This is a genomic window from Escherichia sp. E4930 (assembly GCF_005845405.1).
Lineage (GTDB): Bacteria > Pseudomonadota > Gammaproteobacteria > Enterobacterales > Enterobacteriaceae > Escherichia.
This window is the reverse complement of sequence record NZ_VCDZ01000015.1, coordinates 160,422-182,530: the sequence shown is the minus strand read 5'-3', so window position 1 is coordinate 182,530 and position 22,109 is coordinate 160,422. Positions and strand designations below refer to the sequence as shown.

General features: G+C 51.1%; 23 protein-coding genes. 3 read left to right on the top strand and 20 right to left on the bottom strand.

The annotated features are described in order from the left end of the window. Window positions 1-7 precede the first annotated feature (7 nt). The 7 genes from lptG to FFT88_RS17120 are packed head-to-tail and all read right to left on the bottom strand — an operon-like array spanning window position 8 to window position 6,477. Entirely contained in the window at window positions 8-1,087 is a 1,080-nt protein-coding gene (lptG, locus tag FFT88_RS17150; protein WP_135403968.1) for an LPS export ABC transporter permease LptG, read from the bottom strand. Then, window positions 1,084-2,154: an LPS export ABC transporter permease LptF gene (lptF, locus tag FFT88_RS17145; RefSeq protein WP_135403967.1), complete on the bottom strand. Its 1,071-nt coding sequence runs from the start codon at window positions 2,152-2,154 to the stop codon at window positions 1,084-1,086. Before lptF ends, lptG begins: the two co-directional genes overlap by 4 nt. 30 nt (window positions 2,155-2,184) lie before the next feature. After that, window positions 2,185-2,742, bottom strand: a complete 558-nt coding sequence (locus FFT88_RS17140) for a YtfJ family protein (protein ID WP_135404006.1) — start codon at window positions 2,740-2,742, stop codon at window positions 2,185-2,187. 11 nt (window positions 2,743-2,753) lie between these two features. Next, entirely contained in the window at window positions 2,754-3,578 is an 825-nt protein-coding gene (locus FFT88_RS17135; RefSeq protein ID WP_130218126.1) for a hypothetical protein, read from the bottom strand. Further along, window positions 3,575-4,927, bottom strand: a complete 1,353-nt coding sequence (locus tag FFT88_RS17130) for a lipopolysaccharide biosynthesis protein (protein ID WP_130223985.1) — start codon at window positions 4,925-4,927, stop codon at window positions 3,575-3,577. The genes FFT88_RS17135 and FFT88_RS17130 overlap by 4 nt, the downstream gene beginning before the upstream one ends. Window positions 4,928-4,973: 46 nt before the next feature. Then, window positions 4,974-5,732: a hypothetical protein gene (locus FFT88_RS17125; RefSeq protein WP_064529665.1), complete on the bottom strand. Its 759-nt coding sequence runs from the start codon at window positions 5,730-5,732 to the stop codon at window positions 4,974-4,976. A gap of 31 nt (window positions 5,733-5,763) precedes the next feature. Further along, complete coding sequence (locus tag FFT88_RS17120; RefSeq protein WP_135403966.1) at window positions 5,764-6,477, bottom strand: dTMP kinase; 714 nt, start codon at window positions 6,475-6,477, stop codon at window positions 5,764-5,766. Between the two features lie 173 nt (window positions 6,478-6,650). Here FFT88_RS17120 and FFT88_RS17115 point away from each other — a divergent pair, with 173 nt between their 5' ends. Further along, window positions 6,651-7,343, top strand: a complete 693-nt coding sequence (locus FFT88_RS17115) for a dTMP kinase (protein WP_130208019.1) — start codon at window positions 6,651-6,653, stop codon at window positions 7,341-7,343. Window positions 7,344-7,390: 47 nt separating this feature from the next. Here the strand turns inward: FFT88_RS17115 and pitB are convergent, their stop codons facing one another. Continuing rightward, window positions 7,391-8,890 (bottom strand): inorganic phosphate transporter PitB, encoded by a 1,500-nt coding sequence (gene pitB / locus FFT88_RS17110; protein WP_130218134.1) that lies wholly within the window; start codon window positions 8,888-8,890, stop codon window positions 7,391-7,393. A 302-nt stretch (window positions 8,891-9,192) separates the two neighbouring features. Further along, complete coding sequence (gene gss / locus FFT88_RS17105; RefSeq protein ID WP_135403965.1) at window positions 9,193-11,052, bottom strand: bifunctional glutathionylspermidine amidase/synthase; 1,860 nt, start codon at window positions 11,050-11,052, stop codon at window positions 9,193-9,195. A 204-nt stretch (window positions 11,053-11,256) separates the two neighbouring features. Here gss and yghU point away from each other — a divergent pair, with 204 nt between their 5' ends. Next, a complete protein-coding gene (yghU, locus tag FFT88_RS17100) occupies window positions 11,257-12,123 on the top strand; it encodes a glutathione-dependent disulfide-bond oxidoreductase (protein ID WP_126665286.1) in 867 nt (288 codons plus the stop codon). A gap of 122 nt (window positions 12,124-12,245) precedes the next feature. On the opposite strand, the gene hybG is transcribed toward yghU, so the two are convergent. From hybG to yghX, 10 genes are all read right to left on the bottom strand, one after another. Next, complete coding sequence (hybG, locus tag FFT88_RS17095; protein WP_000334896.1) at window positions 12,246-12,494, bottom strand: hydrogenase maturation factor HybG; 249 nt, start codon at window positions 12,492-12,494, stop codon at window positions 12,246-12,248. A gap of 12 nt (window positions 12,495-12,506) precedes the next feature. Beyond that, on the bottom strand, window positions 12,507-12,848 hold the full coding sequence (gene hypA, locus FFT88_RS17090) for a hydrogenase maturation nickel metallochaperone HypA (protein WP_000544957.1): 342 nt from the start codon (window positions 12,846-12,848) through the stop codon (window positions 12,507-12,509). Beyond that, the gene (gene hybE, locus FFT88_RS17085; RefSeq protein WP_000134014.1) at window positions 12,841-13,329 is read right to left on the bottom strand and encodes a hydrogenase-2 assembly chaperone; all 489 of its coding nucleotides are present in this window, start codon (window positions 13,327-13,329) and stop codon (window positions 12,841-12,843) included. The genes hypA and hybE overlap by 8 nt, the downstream gene beginning before the upstream one ends. Further along, on the bottom strand, window positions 13,322-13,816 hold the full coding sequence (locus FFT88_RS17080) for a HyaD/HybD family hydrogenase maturation endopeptidase (RefSeq protein ID WP_135403964.1): 495 nt from the start codon (window positions 13,814-13,816) through the stop codon (window positions 13,322-13,324). Before FFT88_RS17080 ends, hybE begins: the two co-directional genes overlap by 8 nt. Beyond that, window positions 13,816-15,519, bottom strand: a complete 1,704-nt coding sequence (gene hybC / locus FFT88_RS17075) for a hydrogenase 2 large subunit (protein ID WP_135403963.1) — start codon at window positions 15,517-15,519, stop codon at window positions 13,816-13,818. Before hybC ends, FFT88_RS17080 begins: the two co-directional genes overlap by 1 nt. Beyond that, complete coding sequence (gene hybB, locus FFT88_RS17070) at window positions 15,516-16,694, bottom strand: Ni/Fe-hydrogenase cytochrome b subunit (RefSeq protein WP_000017694.1); 1,179 nt, start codon at window positions 16,692-16,694, stop codon at window positions 15,516-15,518. The genes hybC and hybB overlap by 4 nt, the downstream gene beginning before the upstream one ends. Continuing rightward, the gene (gene hybA, locus FFT88_RS17065; protein ID WP_001081870.1) at window positions 16,684-17,670 is read right to left on the bottom strand and encodes a hydrogenase 2 operon protein HybA; all 987 of its coding nucleotides are present in this window, start codon (window positions 17,668-17,670) and stop codon (window positions 16,684-16,686) included. Before hybA ends, hybB begins: the two co-directional genes overlap by 11 nt. Window positions 17,671-17,672: 2 nt before the next feature. Next, window positions 17,673-18,791 carry a hydrogenase 2 small subunit gene (gene hybO, locus FFT88_RS17060; protein ID WP_130218140.1) on the bottom strand — a complete coding sequence of 373 codons (1,119 nt, stop codon included), beginning with the start codon at window positions 18,789-18,791 and terminating at the stop codon, window positions 17,673-17,675. 188 nt (window positions 18,792-18,979) lie between these two features. Continuing rightward, complete coding sequence (gene yghW, locus FFT88_RS17055) at window positions 18,980-19,267, bottom strand: DUF2623 family protein YghW (protein ID WP_001059136.1); 288 nt, start codon at window positions 19,265-19,267, stop codon at window positions 18,980-18,982. Between the two features lie 118 nt (window positions 19,268-19,385). After that, a complete protein-coding gene (gene yghX / locus FFT88_RS17050) occupies window positions 19,386-20,273 on the bottom strand; it encodes a YghX family hydrolase (RefSeq protein ID WP_135403962.1) in 888 nt (295 codons plus the stop codon). A 156-nt stretch (window positions 20,274-20,429) separates the two neighbouring features. Here yghX and gpr point away from each other — a divergent pair, with 156 nt between their 5' ends. Further along, a complete protein-coding gene (gpr, locus tag FFT88_RS17045; RefSeq protein ID WP_135403961.1) occupies window positions 20,430-21,470 on the top strand; it encodes an L-glyceraldehyde 3-phosphate reductase in 1,041 nt (346 codons plus the stop codon). A gap of 39 nt (window positions 21,471-21,509) precedes the next feature. Here the strand turns inward: gpr and FFT88_RS17040 are convergent, their stop codons facing one another. After that, window positions 21,510-22,004, bottom strand: a complete 495-nt coding sequence (locus FFT88_RS17040; protein WP_000439331.1) for a TIGR00645 family protein — start codon at window positions 22,002-22,004, stop codon at window positions 21,510-21,512. Between the last annotated feature and the right edge of the window lie 105 nt (window positions 22,005-22,109).

Here is a 22,109-nt window from a genome sequence, read left to right as displayed (position 1 = left end):
GGCGGGTTTAATGTTGACTGTCATACCAATACACCAGGCTCAACGCCACCAGTACAAACGCTATCGGTAAACCGAGCGCGGTAACGGGTGCGCTCAACGCAAATAGCAATCCCAGATTGACCATGATTTGGTAGCTGATCCAGGTGAGTAAGCCAACGATGACGCCTACAGCGAGACGGCTACCCATCCCTGGCGAGCGCGGGGCGCTAAAGGTAAACGGTACAGCCAGCAAAATCATCGCCAGGGTTAAGATCGGTTGCCCCATTTTTTCCCACAGTGCAAGGCGGTATTCGCTGCTGGGTTGCCCGGTTTCCTGCAAATAATGGATGTAATGATTAAGCTGACGGACAGAAAAAGTATTCCCCGGCATCGATAACTCTTCAAGATTCATACTGGTGAAGGCCGATTGCCAGGCAAGATTATCTAATGTTTCCAGCGTTTCTTTGCCATTCAGCCATTTTTTATGATTCACACCATGCAAGATCCACGTTTTGTCGTCTTCAATGGTGGCGCTGCGTGCATAAATGTAGGATTCGAGCGAGAGATTGTCGCGGTAATGAAATATCTCCACGCCCACCGGCTGGCCCTGCTCGTTTAGCGATTTCACCGTCACAAATTCATTACCGCGCCTGGCCCACAGCATATTGCCAGTAATGTCATTGTCCTCCCCCAACGCGGTGGCGGTCGATTTGATTTGCAACGCCTGTTGCTGCAATGGCGACGCCACCCACTCATCTATCGCGCCTAACGAAACAGTCCACAATATCCCGGCGACCAGCGCCACCAGTGCAATACGGAAGATAGAAAACCCCGTGCTGCGAATGGCGGTAAGCTCACTGTTTTTCGATAACTGCCCGAGACCAACAATCCCACCCAATAACGCGATAAACGGCGAAAGTTCGACCAGTGTGCGCGGTAAGGTCATTAGCACTACCAGCACTGCCTGAGTCCAGCGATAACCGCCCGGACTGACATCATCCAGTTCGTTAATCAGGTTGAAGGTGGTAAAAAGCGGCAGCAATAGCCCTGCGGCGGCGGCAAAACCGAGAAAGAGGTGACGGATTAAATAGCGACTGAAAACATTCATCGGGAAAATTTCTGCAGCAAGGAGAAGTCGCGTGCGACCAGCATCAACAGGCCCATTAGCATGAGTCCGGGCACTAACCACAAACCAGGAATGAGGGGAATAGCGCCGTTAGCCACCAGCGTACGGCAGACGTCGCCGCCATAAAAAATGGCAACAAACAGCAACGTCAGTGGCAGTAACGTTGAAAATCGCCCTTGCCGCGGTTTTACCCGACTTAATGAAATGGCCAGCAGCGCCATCAACAATGCGATCAGGCCACGGCTTTGTCGCCATTGCAGTTCGGCATGATCGGCAGGAAATACAGAGCGCGCCAATTCCGCGACCGATTTCGCTTTACGTTTGACGTTGGCACTTTGATCCAGTGGATTGAGATGTAATTGCAGATTACGGTAGATCTGTTCGTTATCGTCACTGCCCTGATGATCGAGTATATAAGCCGTGCCGGTATGCAACATAACGGTTGGCTTCTCAGGAGAGGGGTCAACAACATCAAGCGAACGGGCGCGGAAAATGCGGGTTCGGTTGGCGGTAGAGGTGTAAATCAGCGCGTCAGTCAGGCGATTATTGTCTTGATCAACCGTCTGCGAAAGGATCATTCGTCCGTTATCGTTAGTGTTAAATTTCTTTGCCCGCAACTGGCGAACATCCAGCTCCGACTGCGACTGTTGTTCCAGTTGATAAATCTGCGCATAAGCCCAGGGCCGACCATACATCGACAACAGCGTGACAAAAATGCTTAATGGAATTGCCAGATACAGAACGGCTTTATACAAACGTGTGGGACTGGCGCCCGCCGCAGAGATAGCGGTAATTTCCGAGTCGGTATACATCTGCCCAAGTGTCACACCAACCGACACATACAGGCCCACTGGAAGTAACATTTCAAGCGCTATCAGCACTTTGTAGAAAACAACATTAAGTACTACATCAAGCGCTAAAGTCCCATTGGCTGCTTCGGTCAGGTAACGCTGTGCAGAGTAACTGGCGAAGATAAAGATCAAAAAACCAACGATAATCAGCACCAGACGGCGTGTACCACGCATGATGTAGTGTTCAACCAGCTTCATCTCACTAACGCCCTCAATCCTTTGAGTTTTTTATTCATCGATCAGCTTCTGCGCCAACGCAATGACCTGATCAACTTCTTCTGGCGTCAGGCTGCCGTCCTTCGCCCACTGAATTTGCCCGTATTTATTCAGCACCAGAATGGTTGAACTCTGTTCCGGCAGTTGCCAGGCAACGCGCCCCAGACCGCTGCCGTCGATTACGAATTGCGCCCACGGATAACGACGTTTATTTTTTTCAATTTTACCTGTCACAAAATAGCCGGTGCCAAAGATGGCATCATCGGTGTTCACAATGGTGGTGGGCTGAAAACGATCCTGAGGAAAGTTTGCTGTTTCTACTGCTTTGATTAACAGAGAGTTCTTCTTCTTCGCTGACTTTCGCCCAGCGATATACTGAATAATGCGGACTTTTCCTTTCAGTTGCGTGCTGTTCCACTTTTGATAGTAAATTTCGTCATTTTTGAGCAGTAATTCGCCACCGTCCTGAATATAAACAGGTGTGACCGGTTTTCCGATGACGAAATTGTGCGCAGTAGCGCAGAACGAGAAGAGTGAAAATATCAGCGCAGTAATCAGACGAGAGGGCATCATTACTCCGGTTATAGCGGAAAACGCGAAATCAGCAGTTCTAAGCGCTGACGAATATCGCTGTCGAGTGCCACTGGCGCATCATACGATTGGCGATTGTCCAAATCATCCGCCACCATGTCGTCGTGCTTATCCCCCATCAGGCCATTAATGGCTGCCAGGAAGCGGGAAATCTGCAACGCCTCTGTATTTTCGGGATCAAGCGATCTTAGAGTGTCGTAATAAGAAACCTGCTGACTGATGATTTTTCGCACATCATGAAATTCCCTGCCGGTTAGCTGCGGCCTGGCAATAATTTCTTTCAGGATGCGCATTTGCTTCTGCCGATAAGCGATAAAACCATTAACGCTTTCTAGCTGGCTATGGCGTAATGAATAGTTCACCAGCCACCAGACAGGAGAGCTTAAATAAATACGTAACAGGTTGCCGTAATACGACACAATATTTTTCTTACCGTTACGAAAACCATCCTGAAAACGCCCCAGAAAAACGGTCGTTTTGCCAAATAAAAAACCAGCCTGATGCTTCTTTAAATACAGCCGTTGCGCAAAACGCAGATGCTTGTAGCGCGCTCGCATGTATTTATACTGTTTGCGTTCTTCGTCGGTAAGAGGGTCACCTTTAGCCTGCTTCAGGGTCAGGTGGAGTAACGCCTTGCGATTGACGCCGTCCAACCAGAATCTCAGGCATAATGCATAATTATCATGAATAATTTCCGATGAACAACGTAGTGCGATCGTTGGTGGTAAGCTAACTTGAGCGTCAACAACATCATCTTCTTCGACCGCGATAAATAAACGCTCACTGACCTCAAGTGGAAAATATTTTTTCATCATTGGGATTTTTCTCCCACTGCGTTATAGGCCAATAAATGGCGTTGAAAGAACGCCTTTAATGTCGGAATTAACGAGAGCACCACATCAAGACATTGCCCACCGAAGTAAGCAAATGCTGCCCCCAGCACGCCAAACAGATGGCAGAACATGAACAGCAATACGATGTAGCCGATTGAGGCGATGGTTTGCGCCACGAGAAAAGCACGCTGTTTCCCTGCCATTAGCAATAATGACTCCTGTGGGAAGCCCAGCATCGAAATAACAATGGCTCCGAGCATCACCTGGATCAGGTCATACGCTTCGAGATACTTAACACCAAACACCAGTGAAATAAGTGGCTTGCCAACGATTAACACGGCCAGCGCCACCAGAATGCCAATCCCACCTGCCAGCAATCCAGACTTCACGCCCAGGAGCCACGGTCTGGTAGTTCGTGGATCTAAGCGCATGACTTCAGGGTAAAAACTCTTACCCAACAAACTGGCGGGCGTCCCGGCGGCATCGAAGAATGTCATGGCGATTTTAAATAACCCGGCAGCAGCTGGCCCTAATACGATCCCCACCAGCACCGTGCTACATGAATTACGCGCCGACCAAATGGAATGGGCAATGTTGGTTGACCAGACAAAACTCCATGCGCCTTTGATGTGTCGGGCAGACTCAAACAGATTCAATTTGAACGCGTTATGGATATTTCTGCGGCGTAATTCGCGCGCGGCAAACCACCAGTACATAGTGCCGCCAACCAGATTCGATGCGTACCAGGCGATAACAAATCCGGCAAAGCCAAAGTTAAAATACCAGGCTATTACGCTGCCCGCTGCGCGCAGAAAAGGTTTCGTCGCCTGCTGTACAGCAATTAAGTCGAAGCGATCAACCGCACGCAAAATGCCGGTCGGCGTGGAGGAAGCCATTGAAGGAATGAGCGTGCAATAGAGCGCCGCCAGCCAAAAACTTTGGTCATCCAGACCTAATGAATGGGAAAGGAATGGCAGTAAGGCAATGCCGCCGACAATCGCCACCGCACCACTGACGATATCCAGCGAGAAGGAAAATGAGACGACATTACGGAATTGCTGGGGATTATTGTTGGTTAATGCTGGCGTTCCGTACTGCACCACCAACTGCCATGTCTGAAACTTAATAAAATCACTAATCGACTTGGCATAGGACTGTATGACGACAAGTACACCAAACATCGCTGGCGTCATTCCTTTACCGGCGCACGAAAGCGCCAGTAAGCCCAGCAAGGCACTCACGACATTGCTGGAGCCTAACCAGGCGCTGTTACGAATAATGGTGCGAAAGGCTCCATCTGCAAACCAATGTTTGATGTTAAAACCTGCCAATTCAGCCTGACCTTATCGTTGAAAAATGAAAAATATCCCGTCTGCCTTAAGTCAAGCTTCGGCGGTCAGAAACGATGGCAACCAGAGAAACCGCTTTCTGTGCCTGTTCCAGCACTTCGCTGTAGGGCGCTCTGGAATCAATCTCTAAAATTTTTGTGCCGTTATAGCCAATCTTTGACATGACGCCGATTTTGTCCTGCAACTCGGCATAGTCATGGTCAGGCTTGCGGGAAATGGCAGTATCAATATCAATCCCCAAACGAATGATTAATTCAGGACGGTACTGCGCCATTTGTTGGTATAACTGTCGCTCGCGCTGCGCCAGAAATTGGTTGATTTTCCCGGTCGCGCGCTCGACGCCAATCCCCGGCCCGTCATAATAAAAACCGGAAATTTCCGCCTGCGGAAAGCGATCGCTGACCACCAGTACGCCGCTTTGCGCCAGTCGCTGAACCTTACGAAGGTTCGCCATTCTTCGCAGCGAGAAGCAGTACATAATCACCGCCGCCCAGAGCGCCGGAGAGCGAGTTTTCATGCTTTGGGTTTTCGAGGATTTTGCCGCCAGTCGCCGCTCCAGCCAGACACCAACCAACGGTAATCGTTTGATTTTGTCACCGTCTTCGCCCGAGAGCAGCCCCAGATAGCGCCGCTCGGTTTGCCAGTGCTGTTGCAATGATTTCACCAGATCGGTGGTCAGAGTAGATTTACCGGTGCCATCGCACCCGACCACCGCAATTAGCCCCGGAATGTAGCTGGGCTGCGGCGCGGTAGTGCTGTTAACAGCTTGCGTTTGTAGTGCATCCATTCTTTAAATCATCCCCTATCCATTTTGGTGATCAGGAAAGTGCGGCGTGAATTGCACGTAGTGACGCTTGCAGGATTTCATCGGCTGGTTGCCGACCATCCAGTTCAAGGATCCTGGCGCCGTTGAAAGTCAGTTGCGGCGTAACGGCGATTTTTTCCTGTAACGCTGCCAGTTGATGGTCAGGTTTACGCGAAAACGCGGTTTGTTCATCAATGCCAAGACGAATCAACAATACGGGCAAATAAGACGCCATCCATTGGTACAGCTTCAGCTCGCGCTGCCTTAACATTTTTACCCAGCCATTACCGCCTTTAGTTTTAGCCAGTTGTGGACCATCAAAACGAAAGCCAGGGACTTCAACCTGCGGGTAGCGGTCGGTAATCAACAAAAAGCCATGCTGGCTTTTTCTCAACATTTTTCGAAACTTGTACGCGCGCCAGCAGGAAAGCAAATAGATAACCAGCGCGGTAATATTGCCAGGCGGTGTTGAGGGCTTTTCATGTACATGAGCTGCCTTACCCCGCAGATAACGCCCAAAAGGGGCGCCAATTATAGGGAACTGTGAAATCCATTCGCCAATTCGTCCGGAAGACTGCCCGAGATAAATGTGTTCTGTTGGCATTATTGCTGCCAGTTCATTCACCAGGCTTGCCGTGAGGGTCGATTTACCTGAACCATCACATCCCACAATGGCAATAACACGCACTGGCATGGAATTAATTATTGACATATTACGTTGATTCACGAAAAACCCGGCAGCAAATAATGTATTGAATATTACGTGGTCCGTGCTCAGAATATCCGTTCAACCTTATTGTGACAATGGTTAATTGTGACATTGACCTGAATTACGCTTTCATTAAAACATATTAACCAGATAAATATTTGGGATGGATATTTAAATTTAAGGATATATTCATGCAGTCTATAACACCTCCATTAATAGCCGTTATTGGTAGTGATGGTTCAGGCAAGTCAACGGTTTGTGAACATCTCATTACCGTTGTCGAAAAATATGGTGCCGCAGAAAGAGTTCATTTAGGAAAGCAAGCCGGAAATGTCGGTCGTGCAGTGGTAAAACTGCCCTTAATGGGAAAATCGCTTAATAAATCAATTGAACGCAATAAAGTGAAAACAGCGAAAAAATTGCCTGGGCCAGTTCCGGCGCTGGTAATTACAGCGTTTGTCGCCCGCCGCTTACTGCGCTTTCGTCATATGCTTGCCTGTCGTCGTCGCGGGTTAATTGTTTTAACCGACCGTTATCCACAGGACCAGATTCCTGGCGCTTACGATGGTACGGTGTTCCCGCCTAACGTTGAAGGTGGTCGTTTTGTGTCATGGCTGGCAAGTCAGGAACGTAAAGCATTTCACTGGATGGCGAGCCATAAGCCTGATCTGGTCATCAAACTCAATGTCTCCCTGGACGTGGCCTGCGCGCGTAAGCCTGACCACAAACGAGAATCTCTGGCGAAGAAAATTGCCATAACGCCAAAGTTAACCTTTGGAGGCGCGCAACTGGTTGATATCGATGCCAATCAACCGCTGGAACAAGTGCTGGTTGATGCGGAAAAAGCGATAATGGATTTTATGACAGCGCGAGGTTATCGCTAGTCAGAAGTGATAATGCCCGATCGCAGGACCGGGCATTAACAGGAAGGTTAGATAAGCTGCAATGCAATCCAGTACAGACTACCAGACAGAAAAATTGCCGCCGGTAAGGTAAACACCCACGCCATCAGGATACTGGTTACCGTTTTACGCTGTAACCCACCGCCATCTACCACCATCGTCCCCGCCACCGCAGAAGAGAGTACGTGAGTTGTGGAAACGGGCATCCCAATATAACTGGCAAGACCGATAGATACCGCCGCCGTCATCTGCGCCGCCATCCCTTGCGCATACGTCATGCCGCGCTTACCAATTTTCTCACCGATGGTCATCGCTACACGGCGCCAGCCAATCATGGTGCCAATACCGAGTGCTAAAGCCACCGCCATGATTATCCACACTGGAGCATATTCAATGGTGCTTAACATATCGCTGCGCAGTTTTTTCAGCAGGCTCTGGTCTTCTTTGCTAACGCCTGGCAGTTTCGCCAGCTTCGCAGAGGTATCAGAGATACAAAGCATAATACGGCGCAGCTGACTGCGTTGACTTACGTTTAACGGCTCGTAGCTTTCCATATTGCCCGGCAGCATCGTTTTAACGCGCGCAATCGCATCAAAGGTATTTGCCGGATGACAGTGAAACTCCGTCGCTTGCGTGCCATCAGTCGATGCCGCAGGCAATGGAGGTTCCATCGCAATTAACTTCTGCGGCAGTTCAGGATGCTGTTGCAGATAGTGTTCGAAGTTAGTCACTGCATCGCGGGTACGGGTAATTTCATAACCAGACGCATTCATATTGACGACAAAACCAGCGGGCGCTATCCCCACCAGCACCAGCATCACCAGGCCGATCCCTTTCTGCCCGTCGTTCGCACCGTGCGAAAACGCCACGCCCGCAGCGGAAACAATGAGGGCAATACGTGTCCAGAATGGCGGCTTACGTTTGCCTTTTTTCTTTTTGCGATCTTCAGGAATTCGGTGAATACGGTCACGCTTTTTCGTCCCGCTCCAGAAACGGCGCAGCAGGAAAATCAGACCACCCGCAATGACCAGGCCGACGATGGGGGAGACAATTAACGAGGAGAAAATCTTGGTCACTTCACGCAGGTTTAACGCATCCATCACCGATGAGCCGGTTAACAGCGCGTTGGTTAAACCGATGCCGATAATCGCACCAATCAAGGTGTGCGAACTGGAGGCCGGTAAACCAAAGAACCACGTTCCCAGGTTCCAGATAATCGCCGCCAGCAGCATGGAAAAGACCATCGCCAGACCGTGGGTTGACCCCATATTCAATAGCAAATCGGTTGGCAACATATGGACGATGGCATAAGCGACACTAAGTCCGCCCAATAACACGCCAAAAAAGTTAAAAAATGCCGCCATCACCACGGCAAGCTGTGGCTGCATGGCACGAGTATAAATAACGGTTGCCACCGCATTCGCCGTGTCATGAAAACCATTGATTGCTTCGTAGAACAACACAAATGCCAGAGCAAGTAATAACAAAAGCCCTGTGTATATATCAAGGCCAACAAATAAATTTAGCATATATTAGATTACGCCATTTTGAATTTACGAACGGACGCATTATCAGTGACTTTAACGGCGTGGGCAAAGTGAAATATCATTTTTTAACGATAAAAAGAGTGTTATTTCTTTAGTATCAGATAATAAGTTGCCATTCAAAGTTTTAAGAAATAATTAATGGCGAATCATTTCAATCATTAATACATTCATATAGTGAATTTGTTGACTTAATGTATTCCAATGTTCAATATTTTGAGCATTCCATGAACGATTCTCCGTGCTGATTATTTTTGATAATCAGCACGGGTTTGCGAAAAAGTCTATTACTCTTTCAGCACAATTAACGGTTCAATATCACTCTCTTTTTTGATGACCAGAGATTCATCGCCGCGCAAACACGTCCCGCCGTAGTTGCCGCCCACGGTGAAGGTACAAACCTGAATGTATTTACCGTCCACTTTTGGCAGGCACCACAGTTGCTGGTAGATGTTTTTCTGCTCGGCAAATTCACCGCTGGTTTGGTCGAGCACCTCTTCATGATGGCTGACCAGGTCGATATTGCTACCACAGCGACCAGCAATCGGTTTCACGGCGTAACCGGTTTTCACCAGTTCATCATTAACAGTGAAATCGGTATCCAGCAGATAACGATGATGCGGGAACAGCGACCAAAGAATTGGCAGAATCGCTTTGTTGCCAGGGATCACCGTCCAAAGCGGTTCAAAGACCAGCACTTCCGGGCGTAGCAGAACGTCGATCAGGCGCACTTCATTTTGCGGATGACCAGTGCGAATCGGCACCGCAGCAAATTCACGGTCACTGACTTCACGAATCTGATCAAACGCCGTTTCCCACGCCCAGGTCTTCCACACGCAGTTAACCAGTCGCCCTTCCCCATCAATCAGTTGTCCGGCAGCATCCCAGCCCAGTTCATCTAGCCCGCGCAAGATACGCGTTTCAAAGCCCGCCTGTTGCAGCGCCTGCTCCATAAACTGCGCGTGATAGTTTTCCTCGATATCTTTGTCCTGCATGATATGGACAAACGGACGCGCGCGACTGTGTTTCCACGCGCCAGCCAGTTCGTTAATTAGCCCTTCCGCCGGATTGAAGCCATTGCCTTTATAGCCCTGCTCCGCCCAGCGTTCGAGGATCAAGCCCGCTTCAGTATGACAAGAGGCTGAATCGGCGTTGTATTCATAGACCTTCAGGCCACGTTCATCCATACAGAAATCCATACGACCGGTGATCATATGGTGGCGACGACGCTGCCAGGAGAGGCGCAAACGCGGCCAGAGGATTTTCGGAATGTCGAACAACGCCAGCAGGTTGTCATCTTTCAGCACTTTATCGGTGGCGTGAAGATACATCAGATGCAGCTCGTTGGTGGCTTTAACCAGTTCCTGTTCGGCGCTCTCCGTAATGGTGTAGTAATGATACGGATCCTGATTAATCACCTGACCGTTGGCCTGCACATAGGCGTTTTGCAGCGGATCTTTTTCATCCAGCCATTTACCGTCAAACTGGCCTTTGTTTTCCAGGCGCGCTCCGCTGATTTTCAGCAGCTCGCCTGCAATTTCCGGCTGCGGTAAGCTGTATTCAGTATCTTCCGTCTGGATCATCCAGCCCAGAATAGTGGTGTCATCGAAGGTGTCTTTGAGGGTATAGCAGCCGTTTTCTACCACCATCTCCAGCTCGCGCGTCCACTGTTGCCCTTGCGGCAACGGGGAATGAATCACGTTCTGTTCGGCAATACGGACTTTGTTGCCATGTAATTGCGTAATAATGGCGACATGGCCGGTGTCTTTAAATTCACCGCCTTTATCCCAGATAAGAAGCGCGCCCGCGACCGGCGCACGCGGCGAACCGTTAGGAAATGCCTGCAATGGCAGAATGTTGTCATTAACCACTTCACGCAAGAAGCGCAGCGAGAAAATCTCCCACGCCATGCCCACGTCAGTGAAGACCACACCGTAGTTCAGAAAGAGAAAACGGCGAGCAAACTCAACGCATTGCCATTTGTGGCCCATATATTCGTCGTCGATATAGCTACGGAATACGGCGTCATCTTCGTATTCCTGCGGATCGAGAGAACTGTAATCTGAAGAGTAGATTGCTACACCACCGGGGGCGTAGCCCAATAACGTCCCGAACGGGGCATCCTGGCTGGTCGTTCCTTTGCTCATCACTTTACCTTTAACAATACAACCTAAGCAGTTGGCGTAATTGTTGTGCTCTGATTACCTGCTCAGCGACATTAACCGGACAGAGGTTAGACTTATCATACACCTCAACGCAGCGGCTGGCGCAAAGGGTTAAAAAATTCACATTCTGTACAGCAAGTGACCTGCTACACTGCTTCAACACTACCACTCAGAAGGCAACTCACTATGGCAGACAATACTTATCAGCCCGCGAAAGTCTGGACGTGGGATAAATCCGCTGGCGGCGCGTTCGCCAATATCAATCGCCCGGTTTCTGGTCCGACACATGAAAAAACGCTGCCCGTTGGCAAACACCCATTGCAACTCTATTCGCTGGGAACGCCGAACGGTCAGAAAGTAACGATTATGCTTGAGGAGCTGCTGGCGCTGGGCGTCACCGGCGCAGAGTACGACGCGTGGCTGATTCGCATTGGCGATGGCGATCAATTCTCCAGCGGTTTTGTCGAAGTGAACCCGAACTCGAAAATTCCCGCTCTGCGCGATCATACGCATAACCCGCCGATCCGCGTGTTTGAGTCAGGATCGATTCTGCTTTATCTGGCCGAGAAATTTGGCTACTTCCTGCCGCAGGATCTGGCGAAGCGAACTGAAACGATGAACTGGCTGTTCTGGTTACAGGGCGCCGCACCGTTCCTCGGCGGTGGTTTTGGTCACTTTTATCATTACGCGCCAGTGAAAATTGAGTACGCCATTAACCGCTTTACCATGGAAGCCAAGCGTCTTCTCGACGTGCTGGATAAGCAACTGGCGCAGCACAAGTTTGTTGCGGGCGATGAGTACACCATTGCGGATATGGCGATCTGGCCGTGGTTTGGCAACGTGGTGTTAGGCGGCGTGTATGATGCCGCAGAGTTTCTTGATGCGGGCAGTTATAAGCACGTGCAACGCTGGGCAAAAGAAGTGGGCGAACGTCCGGCAGTGAAACGTGGGCGTATTGTTAACCGCACCAACGGGCCGCTGAACGAGCAGTTGCATGAGCGCCATGACGCCAGTGATTTCGAGACAAATACGGAAGATAAGCGTCAGGGGTAAGGGTTAGCGTTCGTCGCAGCAAGCCATCCAGGCCGTATAAGACGTTCACGCCGCATCCGGCAATCGAGCACAATGCCTGATGCGACGCTGCCGCGTCTTATCAGGCCTACGAAAGCTAATCATCACGCGCTGGTAATGTCGTAATCCATTTGGCGCAGTGCGTCTAATGTGGCTTTGGCTTCGTCTTCGTCGATGATGCTCATGGCAAATCCGACGTGTACCAGTACCCACTGGCCCAGCAGATCGGCAGGGTTACCTTCGCAAATCAGCGCGATATTCACGTCGCGCTTGATACCACATACTTCAACCTGCGCAAGCTGGTGAATATCTTCACCGACAGCCAGCACCTGGCCTGGAACGCCAATACACATTGTTAACTCCGGTTATTCAACTTCAATACTTTTGACGATCAGCGAATCGCCGGTATCGACACGCAACCGCTCGCCGTGACAGAGCGGACACTGCGCATCGTGCTGATGAATCTCCACCACCTGGCTGCAATCCCAGCACCAGGCCTGGGCGGGTTTATAGACGATATGTAAATCGCACCCTTGCGCCACCGTTCCCTGGCAGACAATTTCAAAACTAAAACGGACGGCGCTCTCCTCAACGCAGGAGAGCGCGCCAATTTCCAGCCACACGGCGGTGACGCGCTTAACATCGTGCTGCTCCGCCTGCCGTTGGATAATTTCAACGGCACTCTGGCAAAGCGACAACTCATGCATTTTCGCCACTCCTGCGACCAAACAGCAGGGCGCGACGCCCTGCATGTGGTACATCCGGATTAGTAACTGGCAGCGAAAGGATCATTCGTGCGCAGTCATCCGTCAGGCGTTGGCCCTCTTCAATCGACATGCTGTGCGAAAGCGGCGACATCAGCGAACAGGAGAGGTATTGCGACACACCGTCCAGTTCGCCAACGGTAAAGGTCATAGTGCCATACGGCAGTTGCAGACCGATTTTTTCACTCACTTTGCGCAGCGGCCAGAGTTGATCCGGGCCGGGGAAGATAACTGCACTCAGCATCCACGGGGTGATCACACACCCCGTCCACTGACCTTCGAACAGCGTAAAGTCGGAAACATACACCGGCATTGAAGGATGCAGAAAAGAGAGATCGTGCATCGAACGCCGGGCAATTTCTTCAAATGCTGCCTGTACTTGCGCCTTCGGGGAGGTCTGGAAACCTGCTATCTCTTCAGTCATGAGTCGCCTCCCGTGGGATGGCTTCCACGCCTGATTCGCGCAGCGCAGCCAGAACCTGCTCAAGCGCAGGTTCAATCATTGCTTCAACCGTCGGCGTTAAGCCGATGTGCGGCTCCAGCGATTCCGGGATCACGCCGACCAGCGTCAGCTTTTTCGGAAACTCACCGGTGAAGCGCAGGGCCGACAAGACGTCGGCCAGGCCAAGCTGATGCGGAGAGATTTTGTTGGTAAACAACGCCGGAACTTCTTCATCCCGCAGGATCATCATCGTTCCCGGCGCGTTCTTTTTCGAGACAATGGCATCCGCAATAATCAGATGATCGCGATTTGCCATGTCGCCAAGCAGCTCCATTCCCGCCGTGCCGCCATCGAGGATCTCAACATACTCCGGCAGAATGTATCGTTGCTCTAACGCTTCAACAATCCGCACACCGATGGCTTCATCGGTCAGCAAAATATTGCCGACCCCTAAGACTAAAATACGCATTACAGAACCTTCACTGAAACCACTTCATTGCCGTCGGCATCCACTACGTGTACCGCACAGGCCATGCACGGGTCGAAGGAGTGAATGGTACGTACCACTTCCAGCGGTTTATTCGGATCGGCAACCGGCGTGCCCACCAGCGACTGCTCGTAAGGACCGACGTCATCATTGAAGTTACGCGGACCAGAGTTCCAGGTTGATGGAACAACCGCCTGGTAGTTGCTGATGATACCGTCTTTAATAACCATCCAGTGAGAGAGCATACCGCGCGGCGCTTCGAGGAAGCCAACGCCTTTGAACTCGCCCGTTGCCGGAATGTTCGGCTTCACAAAGGTGGTGTGATCGCCTTTGCCGATATTGGTGATCAGTGCACTGTATTGGTTTTGCAGGATATCCTGCAATTCACAGCAGTGAACGGTACGACCAATAATACGGCCCAGCGTAGAGTGCAGCTGTGCCACTTCCAGCGTGTTGCCAGTCAGTTTCTGATAAATCGCAACGATTTCATTCAGTTTGTTCTGGGTAGACTCGCGACCTGCCGCCAGTTTTACCAGCATGTTAGCCAGCGGACCCACTTCTACCGTTTTGCCGTAGAAAGTCGGTGATTTCACCCAGGAATATTTACCGTCGTCAGACCAACCATCATAAGCCGGAATAGTGGTACCTTCCCACGGTGCCTGCGGCGCTTCGTCCTTATACCAGGAGTGCTTCGCGCTTTCCTGAATTCCTTTGATCAGGTATTCATCGGAATGAGAAGTGATCGGACGATACGAGGACAGATCCGCATTCTCAATGTAGCCGCCCGGGAACAGGAAGCTGCCGTTTTTACTGTCGGTCGGGAATTCCGGCACGCTCAGGTAGTTCACCGCACCTTTACCGCGCGTCAGCCATTCCGGGTAGAACGCGGCGATAACTGCGGTATCAACCTTGTAAACCTGCTCAACAAAGACGCTCAGCTTGTCGATGAAAGACTTGATGTACATCAGGCGCTCAAGGTTCAGCACGCCCAGACCGTCGAGGTTGATCGGGTTCGCGACCCCACCTACCGCCAGGTTCTGAATGTGCGGCGTTTTACCGCCCAGCAGCGCCACGACGCGGTTAGCGTCACGCTGGCACTCCAGCGCTTGCAGGTAGTGCGCTACCGCAATCAGGTTCACTTCCGGCGGCAGTTTCATCGCCGGGTGACCCCAGTAGCCATTGGCGAAAATACCCAACTGACCGCTGGCAACCAGATCTTTGATCTTGTTCTGAACTTTGGTGAACTCTTCCGGGCTGTTCAGATGCCAGGTCGAAACGCCTTTCAGCATTTCGGAGGCTTTGGTTGGATCAGCTTGCAGTGCAGAAGTGATGTCCACCCAGTCCAGCGCCGAAAGCTGATAGAAATGAACGATATGGTCATGCGTGGTGTGCGCAGCCAGAATGATGTTACGGATGTATTGCGCGTTAACCGGAACGTCGATATTCAGCGCACTTTCTGCCGCACGGACGGAAGACAGCGCGTGAGTAGTAGTACATACGCCACAGATACGTTGCACAATCATCCATGCATCGCGCGGATCGCGGTTTTTCACGATCTCTTCCATGCCGCGCCACATGGTACCGGAAGCCCATGCTTTCGAAACGACGCCATTTTCGATTTCGCAATCGATGCGTAAATGCCCTTCAATTCGGGTTACCGGATCAATAGTAATTCTCTGGCTCATGCTTTGCTCGCCTCATGACGATTATGATCGTTTTGTTTTAAAGGAGGAAGTATCGGCAGTAGACGAATGAGTACGATGTAAGCGCAAATCTCAATAGCCACAAAACCAATAGAAATCAACAGTTCTTCCCAGGTCGGGAAGTAGGCGTAACCGCCGCCCGGGTTGAATGCCACCAGCGAATAGGTCAGACGCCAGGTTGCACAACCTAACAGCGCGCTCAGTGCCGACAGGAACAGCATGCGGGAATCATTACGCAGCTTCGCCACACGCAGAACCACCAGCGGGAAGAGCATCAGCAGGACTTCAATCCAGAACATCACGGAGTAGAAGTCACCGGCAAACGCTAACGACAGCTTGTCGCGATAGATAAGCTCGCCAAAGCGCAGCACGATGAAAATCGCCAGCAACACACTGATGGTGTTGGTCAGCTTGACGAACAGACTCTTTTCATCCGGACCGTTGCCACGCAGACCCGCCTGCACCAGCGAACCTTCAAAGATGACAATCGAGAAGCCCATGATGAACGCCGTCAGCAGCGAGAACAGCGGCAACATTTCATAGCTCTGCCACAGCGGATGCACCTTGTAGCCCGCCGAGATCATCAGCGACCCCATTGAAGACTGGTGCATAGTTGGCAGCAGCGCACCGAGCGCGATGATGAAGAACATCACCTTGTTCAGACGCTTGAGCGACACTTTCCAGCCCAGACGTTCAAACAATGCCGGAGCAAACTCCAGTGCCATCACGCCGATATAGATGGTCATACAGACCGCCGTCTCGAACAGTACCGAGTTCACGTTGAAGTGACCCGGAATGTAGAAGTACGGCAGGTTCCAGTAGCGACCAACGTCGATGGTGATCGACAAGCCACCCAGTGAGTAACCGAACAGACTCGCCAACAGCGCCGGACGCACCAGCGGATGGTATTGCCCACGGTTAAAGACGTATACCGCCCACGCCAGCGCCCAGCCGCCACAGGCGAAGCCGGTGCCGATCAGCAGGTCAAACGCGATCCACACACCCCACGGGAAGCCGCCGTTCAGGTCAGAGACAGAGCCCAGACCGAACACCAGACGCTTCACAATCAGGAGCATACAGATGACGATTAACGGTCCAAAAATCATGACCGGTTTACTGATGATTTTGCCGCCCAGCGGTTGTGGATCATGACTCATGATCGTCTCCTCCGTCGTGATGGTCGTTTTTGGTGTTGCGACGAACCAGCACGGTTAAGCCCGCCAGCACAGCCAGTGGTAGCATCATGCCTTTATACAGGGTGTGTTGAATATTTTCGGAACGCGCACCGGTAGAAAGATCGTCCAGTTTCGGCAGGTCGAGATTTTCATAAGGCACACCCGTCAGTACCAGAACCTGAGTACCGCCGCCCTCTTTCTCGCCGTACAGATGCGGATAATATTTCGGCACCGTATGCAGGTAAGTGTCGCCAGATTTCAGCGTCTGACGCGGATAGTGGTATTCGCTGCCAGGCTTTAACGCCAGACGTTTTTTCGCCTCCGCCATCAGCTCTTCACGCGTACCAAAAATCACCGCCCCCGCCGGGCATACTTCTACGCAGCCAGGCAGACCGCCTTTATCGAGACGTTCCACACCTTTCTGGTTGCACAGCTCGCACTTATGCAGCGCACCAAACGGGTTGTTGTAGTCGTACTTCGGCACGTTGTACGGACAGGCAACCATGCAGTAACGGCAGCCGGTGCACACGTCTTTGTCGTAATGGACAATGCCGGTTTTCGGATCTTTTTTCAGTGCAGAAACCGGACACACGGAGACACAGTTCGGATCGACGCAGTGCATACACTGTTTCTTAATGTACGCGTAGCCGTTCTCCTCCTGGTCTTTGTTGACGCCAGTGCCGCTGGTCCACACCTGAATGATGTTATTGGTATACGGCGACAGTTTGTCGTTGTTCGACCAGGTCTGTTCCCCTTGCGGGTTACGTTCAGGGAAGTTGATATCCTGACACTTGGTGACGCAAGCCTGACAGCCTACGCACAAGGTCGAGTCGTACAACATACCCAGCGATCCCGGAATTGGCGGGCGGTTTTCAGCAGCCGCATGGCTGACAGACGGCAGCGCGCCCGTCAGCAATGCCCCGCAGGAGGCTGCTTTAATAAAATTACGTCTGTTCACGGTTATTCTCCCCGTGAGTCAGCGTTATCTTTCTTTTGCTGACGACCCAGTTCACGCACCGCCATCACGCTGACACCGGCAACCAGCCCAACCACACCGCCGAGCAAACCGATAGCGCCCGCAGAGACGTTGCCGCCTTCTTTAGCGTTGACGTCCGGTTTTTGTGAACGCGGCGTCTGGTTTTCGACGTTGGCAAGCTGATGGATGCCTTTATGGAAGCCGATACCTTCTTCGTTACAGCCATAGCATGGGTGACCAATTGCCACCGGCCACACGCCGCCCACGTCGCAGAATTGCAGCGTTGAGCAGTTGCCGTAAGTTTCTGGCCCTTTACAGCCGAGATGGTACAGGCACCAGCCTTCACGGTGGCCTTCATCACCGAACTCTTTGGCAAAACGACCAGCATCGAAGTGCGGGCGGCGTTCGCAGTGTTCGTGAATCAGACGACCATAGGCGAAGGTCGGACGGTTTTTATCATCCAGCTTCGGCGGTTTGCCGTAAGTGATGAGGTGCGCAACGGTCGCGAGGAAGTTGTGCGGGTTTGGCGGGCAGCCAGGAATGTTGATTACAGTTTTGCCTGGCAGAACTTCTTGCAGGCTGACTGCGCCGGTTGGGTTAACCCCAGCCGCGGCAACACCGCCCCACGCGGAGCAGGAACCGATAGCGATAATTGCTGCTGCGCCTTCTGCCGCTTTGCGGATGTGATCCACAATCGGCTCACCGGCAACCATGCAATAAATACCGTTATCTTTTAATGGGATGGAACCATCCACAACCAACACATACTGCCCTTTGTACTTCTCAAGTGCGTTGTGTTTGTTCTCTTCAACCTGATGGCCGAAGGCGGCAGAAAGCACTTCGTGATACTCCAGAGAGATAGTCTCCAGCACGAGGTTTTCTACCGTTGGATGCGTCGCACGAAGCAGAGATTCCGTACAACCGGTGCATTCCTGCGCGCCAATCCAGATAACCGGCGGGCGCTGCGGGTTAGTGACCGATTCGGCCATCTCTGCGGCGGCTTTGCTACTTAACCCCATGGTGGCGGCTAATGCTGCACAAAGCTTCATGAAATCACGACGATTAATGCCGTGAGAATGGATGAGGGTGTTATCTCCAGTCATTTATTGTTATTCCGTTGCGAAGACCTGGCATATATTTTGCCTCAACCGCAAAATCAATAATGCGATCGATGCGCCATTTACCACACATTTATTATGGTTATCATTACAATGATACTGCGGCGGGGCGCTAAAACGAAGGGAATAAGCATTAGTGTAATTAATTAAAGCAAGATAATACGTATGTTTGATCAATTTTCGAGGCGATAACCCGCCATAAAAAAGCGCAACGTAGAACAGGAATTATTCTCACGAAAGAAATCCATTACCATCTCTTTATCCAGCCCATAACGGCGCGTCAGAATACCCGCTTCCCAGGCGCTGAGCTGGCGATCGCCGGTCTTTTCATACATCCGGTGCGAGTAGCCTAATACAAAACCACGTTTATAATCGGCGCAAAATTTAGTCACATTAACTGCACTGTCGGCATGCGTTGCTTTTAATCCCGCCATTAAGCCTTTACCGAAATGGTTATTCATCGTTTACCTCAAACGCTATATATCAGTATATATAGCGATATTTTAGGCAAACTCCGACTTTTACGCACGCTATTTTTTCCTGCACATGTAGGACGTTATCCTTTAAGGGATAAACACATCAGGAAAGATATTTATCGAACCATGTCAGCGTCCTTTGCCAGGCAAGATCGGCGGCTGATTTGTCATAACGTGGCGTGGAATCATTATGGAATCCATGGTTAACCCCCGGATAAATATACGCTTCATAGACTTTGTTATTGGCCTTCAACGCCGCCTCGTAAGCGGGCCAGCCCTCGTTGATTCGGGTATCCAGTTCCGCGTAGTGGAGCAATAAAGGCGCGTCAATCTTCGCCACATCGGCAGTGGGTGCCTGACGACCATAAAACGGCACCGCGCAGGCCAGTTCCGGATACGCCACGGCAGCCGCGTTCGAGACACCACCGCCATAGCAAAATCCGGTTATGCCAACTTTGCCCGAGGCTTGGGGATAGCGTTGCATAAACTCAATTGCGGCAAAGAAATCATTCATCAGTTTGGTTGGATCAATCTGCTGTTGCAGTTCGCGGCCTTTATCATCATTTCCCGGGTAACCACCAACGGAACTTAAACCGTCGGGTGCCAGAGCAATGTATCCCGCTTTAGCCACCCGCCGTGCTACATCTTCGATATACGGATTCAGCCCACGATTTTCATGCACGACCACCACAGCGGGTGTTTTGTCGCTCATCTTCGCAGGCTTCACCAGATAACCACGTACCTCGCCGTGACCATTTGGCGAAGGATACGTGATGTACTCAGCGACAATCTCCGGGTCAGTAAACTCCACCTGGGTCGCCCACGCGTAATTTGGCTTAAGCAAATCAAACAACGCTAACGCCGTCATCCCGCCCACCGCGTACTTCGCTGCCAGGTTGAGAAACTCACGTTTTGATATTTTCCCATGAGCGTAATAGTCGTAGTAATCCAGCAACTCTTGCGGAAAATCTTTGGCGGTCAAACGCGGCATCGTTTTACTCCTCTGCTGTTGTTTTTTTAAGCAAAGCATAAGCGTGTGTTTTTGCCCAGTTTTTCGTCACTCTGTGAGCCAGACTACGGGATACGCGCAGGCGAATCGCTAAACTAGAAACATTGTTTCGAAATTGAACGGTGGAAAGGAGAGGTCATGGTCTGGTTAGCGAATCCCGAACGTTACGGGCAGATGCAGTACCGCTATTGCGGAAAAAGTGGTTTACGCCTACCCGCGTTATCGCTCGGTTTATGGCACAATTTCGGTCACGTTAACGCGCTGGAATCACAGCGTGCGATCCTGCGTAAAGCGTTTGATTTAGGCATTACGCACTTTGATTTAGCCAACAATTACGGGCCGCCTCCAGGAAGCGCAGAAGAGAACTTTGGTCGCCTGCTGCGCGAGGATTTTGCCGCTTATCGCGATGAACTGATTATCTCTACCAAAGCTGGCTATGATATGTGGCCTGGCCCGTATGGCTCTGGCGGGTCGCGTAAATACCTGCTCGCCAGTCTCGACCAAAGCCTGAAGCGTATGGGGCTTGAGTATGTCGATATCTTTTACTCGCACCGTGTCGATGAAAATACGCCAATGGAGGAAACCGCCTCTGCGCTTGCCCATGCGGTGCAAAGTGGTAAGGCGCTGTATGTTGGGATCTCTTCATACTCGCCAGAGCGGACGCAAAAAATGGTCGCGTTGCTGCGCGAGTGGAAAATTCCGCTGTTAATTCATCAGCCTTCATACAATTTACTGAACCGCTGGGTGGATAAAAGCGGCCTGCTGGATACCCTGCAAAATAACGGCGTGGGCTGCATTGCCTTCACCCCACTGGCCCAGGGATTGCTGACCGGAAAATATCTCAACGGCATTCCTGAAGATTCACGGATGCATCGCGAAGGTCATAAAGTGCGCGGCCTGACACCGAAAATGCTCACCGAAGCTAACCTCAACAGCCTGCGGTTATTGAATGAAATGGCACAGCAGCGCGGTCAGTCGATGGCGCAAATGGCGTTAAGCTGGTTGCTGAAAGATGAGCGAGTGACGTCGGTATTGATTGGTGCCAGTCGTCCAGAGCAACTGGAGGAGAACGTGCAGGCATTGAATAATCTGGCGTTTAGTGCCGAAGAACTGGCGCAGATTGACCAGCATATCGCCGATGGCGAGCTAAACCTGTGGCAAGCATCTTCCGATAAATAACAAGTTAATACCGGGCGCGAGAACCGCGCCCGAATCAGATCAGTGATTATGACGAGTCAGTCGGTCAAGATAGCCCATCACAAATGCAGAAAGCACAAACGTCAGATGGATAATGACGTACCACATCAGTTTGTTATCCGGGACATTTTTCGCATCCATAAAGACGCGCAGTAAGTGAATGGAAGAGATTGCCACAATCGACGCTGCCACTTTGTTTTTTAGCGACGTTGCGTCCATTTTCCCCAGCCAGTTCAGTTTCTCTTTGTTCTCGGAGATATCCAGCTGCGAGACGAAATTCTCATAACCGGAAAACATCACCATCACCAGCAAACCGCCAACCAGCGTCATATCCACCAGCGACAGCAACACGAGGATCAAATCTGATTCTGCCATTGAGAAGATATTCGGCAGTACGTGAATAATCTCCTGAAAGAACTTCAGCGCCAGGGCAACCAGCGCCAGCGAAAGGCCAAAGTACACGGGGGCAAGCAGCCAGCGAGAAGCATACATTGCATTTTCAAGAAAACGTTCCATACATTCCTGTCGTGTAGTTAAAACGGGCAACAGTATATCGCAATTGAGTAAACAGCGCGCAACAGCAAATCAACATATACATTAAACCGTTGTCGCATAATTCTG

Excerpts from the sequence above, each read along its gene's own strand:
- hybG (WP_000334896.1), bottom strand. The coding sequence starts at position 12,494 with ATGTGTATTGGCGTTCCAGGCCAGGTGCTGGCTGTCGGTGAAGATATT.
- yghU (WP_126665286.1), top strand. The coding sequence starts at position 11,257 with ATGGCAGACAATACTTATCAGCCCGCGAAAGTCTGGACGTGGGATAAA.
- yghW (WP_001059136.1), bottom strand. The coding sequence starts at position 19,267 with ATGAATAACCATTTCGGTAAAGGCTTAATGGCGGGATTAAAAGCAACG.
- yghX (WP_135403962.1), bottom strand. The coding sequence starts at position 20,273 with ATGCCGCGTTTGACCGCCAAAGATTTTCCGCAAGAGTTGCTGGATTAC.
- hybE (WP_000134014.1), bottom strand. The coding sequence starts at position 13,329 with ATGACTGAAGAGATAGCAGGTTTCCAGACCTCCCCGAAGGCGCAAGTA.
- FFT88_RS17080 (WP_135403964.1), bottom strand. The coding sequence starts at position 13,816 with ATGCGTATTTTAGTCTTAGGGGTCGGCAATATTTTGCTGACCGATGAA.
- hybC (WP_135403963.1), bottom strand. The coding sequence starts at position 15,519 with ATGAGCCAGAGAATTACTATTGATCCGGTAACCCGAATTGAAGGGCAT.
- gss (WP_135403965.1), bottom strand. The coding sequence starts at position 11,052 with ATGAGCAAAGGAACGACCAGCCAGGATGCCCCGTTCGGGACGTTATTG.
- hypA (WP_000544957.1), bottom strand. The coding sequence starts at position 12,848 with ATGCATGAGTTGTCGCTTTGCCAGAGTGCCGTTGAAATTATCCAACGG.
- FFT88_RS17140 (WP_135404006.1), bottom strand. The coding sequence starts at position 2,742 with ATGCCCTCTCGTCTGATTACTGCGCTGATATTTTCACTCTTCTCGTTC.
- hybB (WP_000017694.1), bottom strand. The coding sequence starts at position 16,694 with ATGAGTCATGATCCACAACCGCTGGGCGGCAAAATCATCAGTAAACCG.
- lptG (WP_135403968.1), bottom strand. The coding sequence starts at position 1,087 with ATGAATGTTTTCAGTCGCTATTTAATCCGTCACCTCTTTCTCGGTTTT.
- FFT88_RS17115 (WP_130208019.1), top strand. The coding sequence starts at position 6,651 with ATGCAGTCTATAACACCTCCATTAATAGCCGTTATTGGTAGTGATGGT.
- lptF (WP_135403967.1), bottom strand. The coding sequence starts at position 2,154 with ATGAAGCTGGTTGAACACTACATCATGCGTGGTACACGCCGTCTGGTG.
- gpr (WP_135403961.1), top strand. The coding sequence starts at position 20,430 with ATGGTCTGGTTAGCGAATCCCGAACGTTACGGGCAGATGCAGTACCGC.
- hybO (WP_130218140.1), bottom strand. The coding sequence starts at position 18,791 with ATGACTGGAGATAACACCCTCATCCATTCTCACGGCATTAATCGTCGT.
- FFT88_RS17040 (WP_000439331.1), bottom strand. The coding sequence starts at position 22,004 with ATGGAACGTTTTCTTGAAAATGCAATGTATGCTTCTCGCTGGCTGCTT.
- pitB (WP_130218134.1), bottom strand. The coding sequence starts at position 8,890 with ATGCTAAATTTATTTGTTGGCCTTGATATATACACAGGGCTTTTGTTA.
- FFT88_RS17135 (WP_130218126.1), bottom strand. The coding sequence starts at position 3,578 with ATGATGAAAAAATATTTTCCACTTGAGGTCAGTGAGCGTTTATTTATC.
- FFT88_RS17125 (WP_064529665.1), bottom strand. The coding sequence starts at position 5,732 with ATGGATGCACTACAAACGCAAGCTGTTAACAGCACTACCGCGCCGCAG.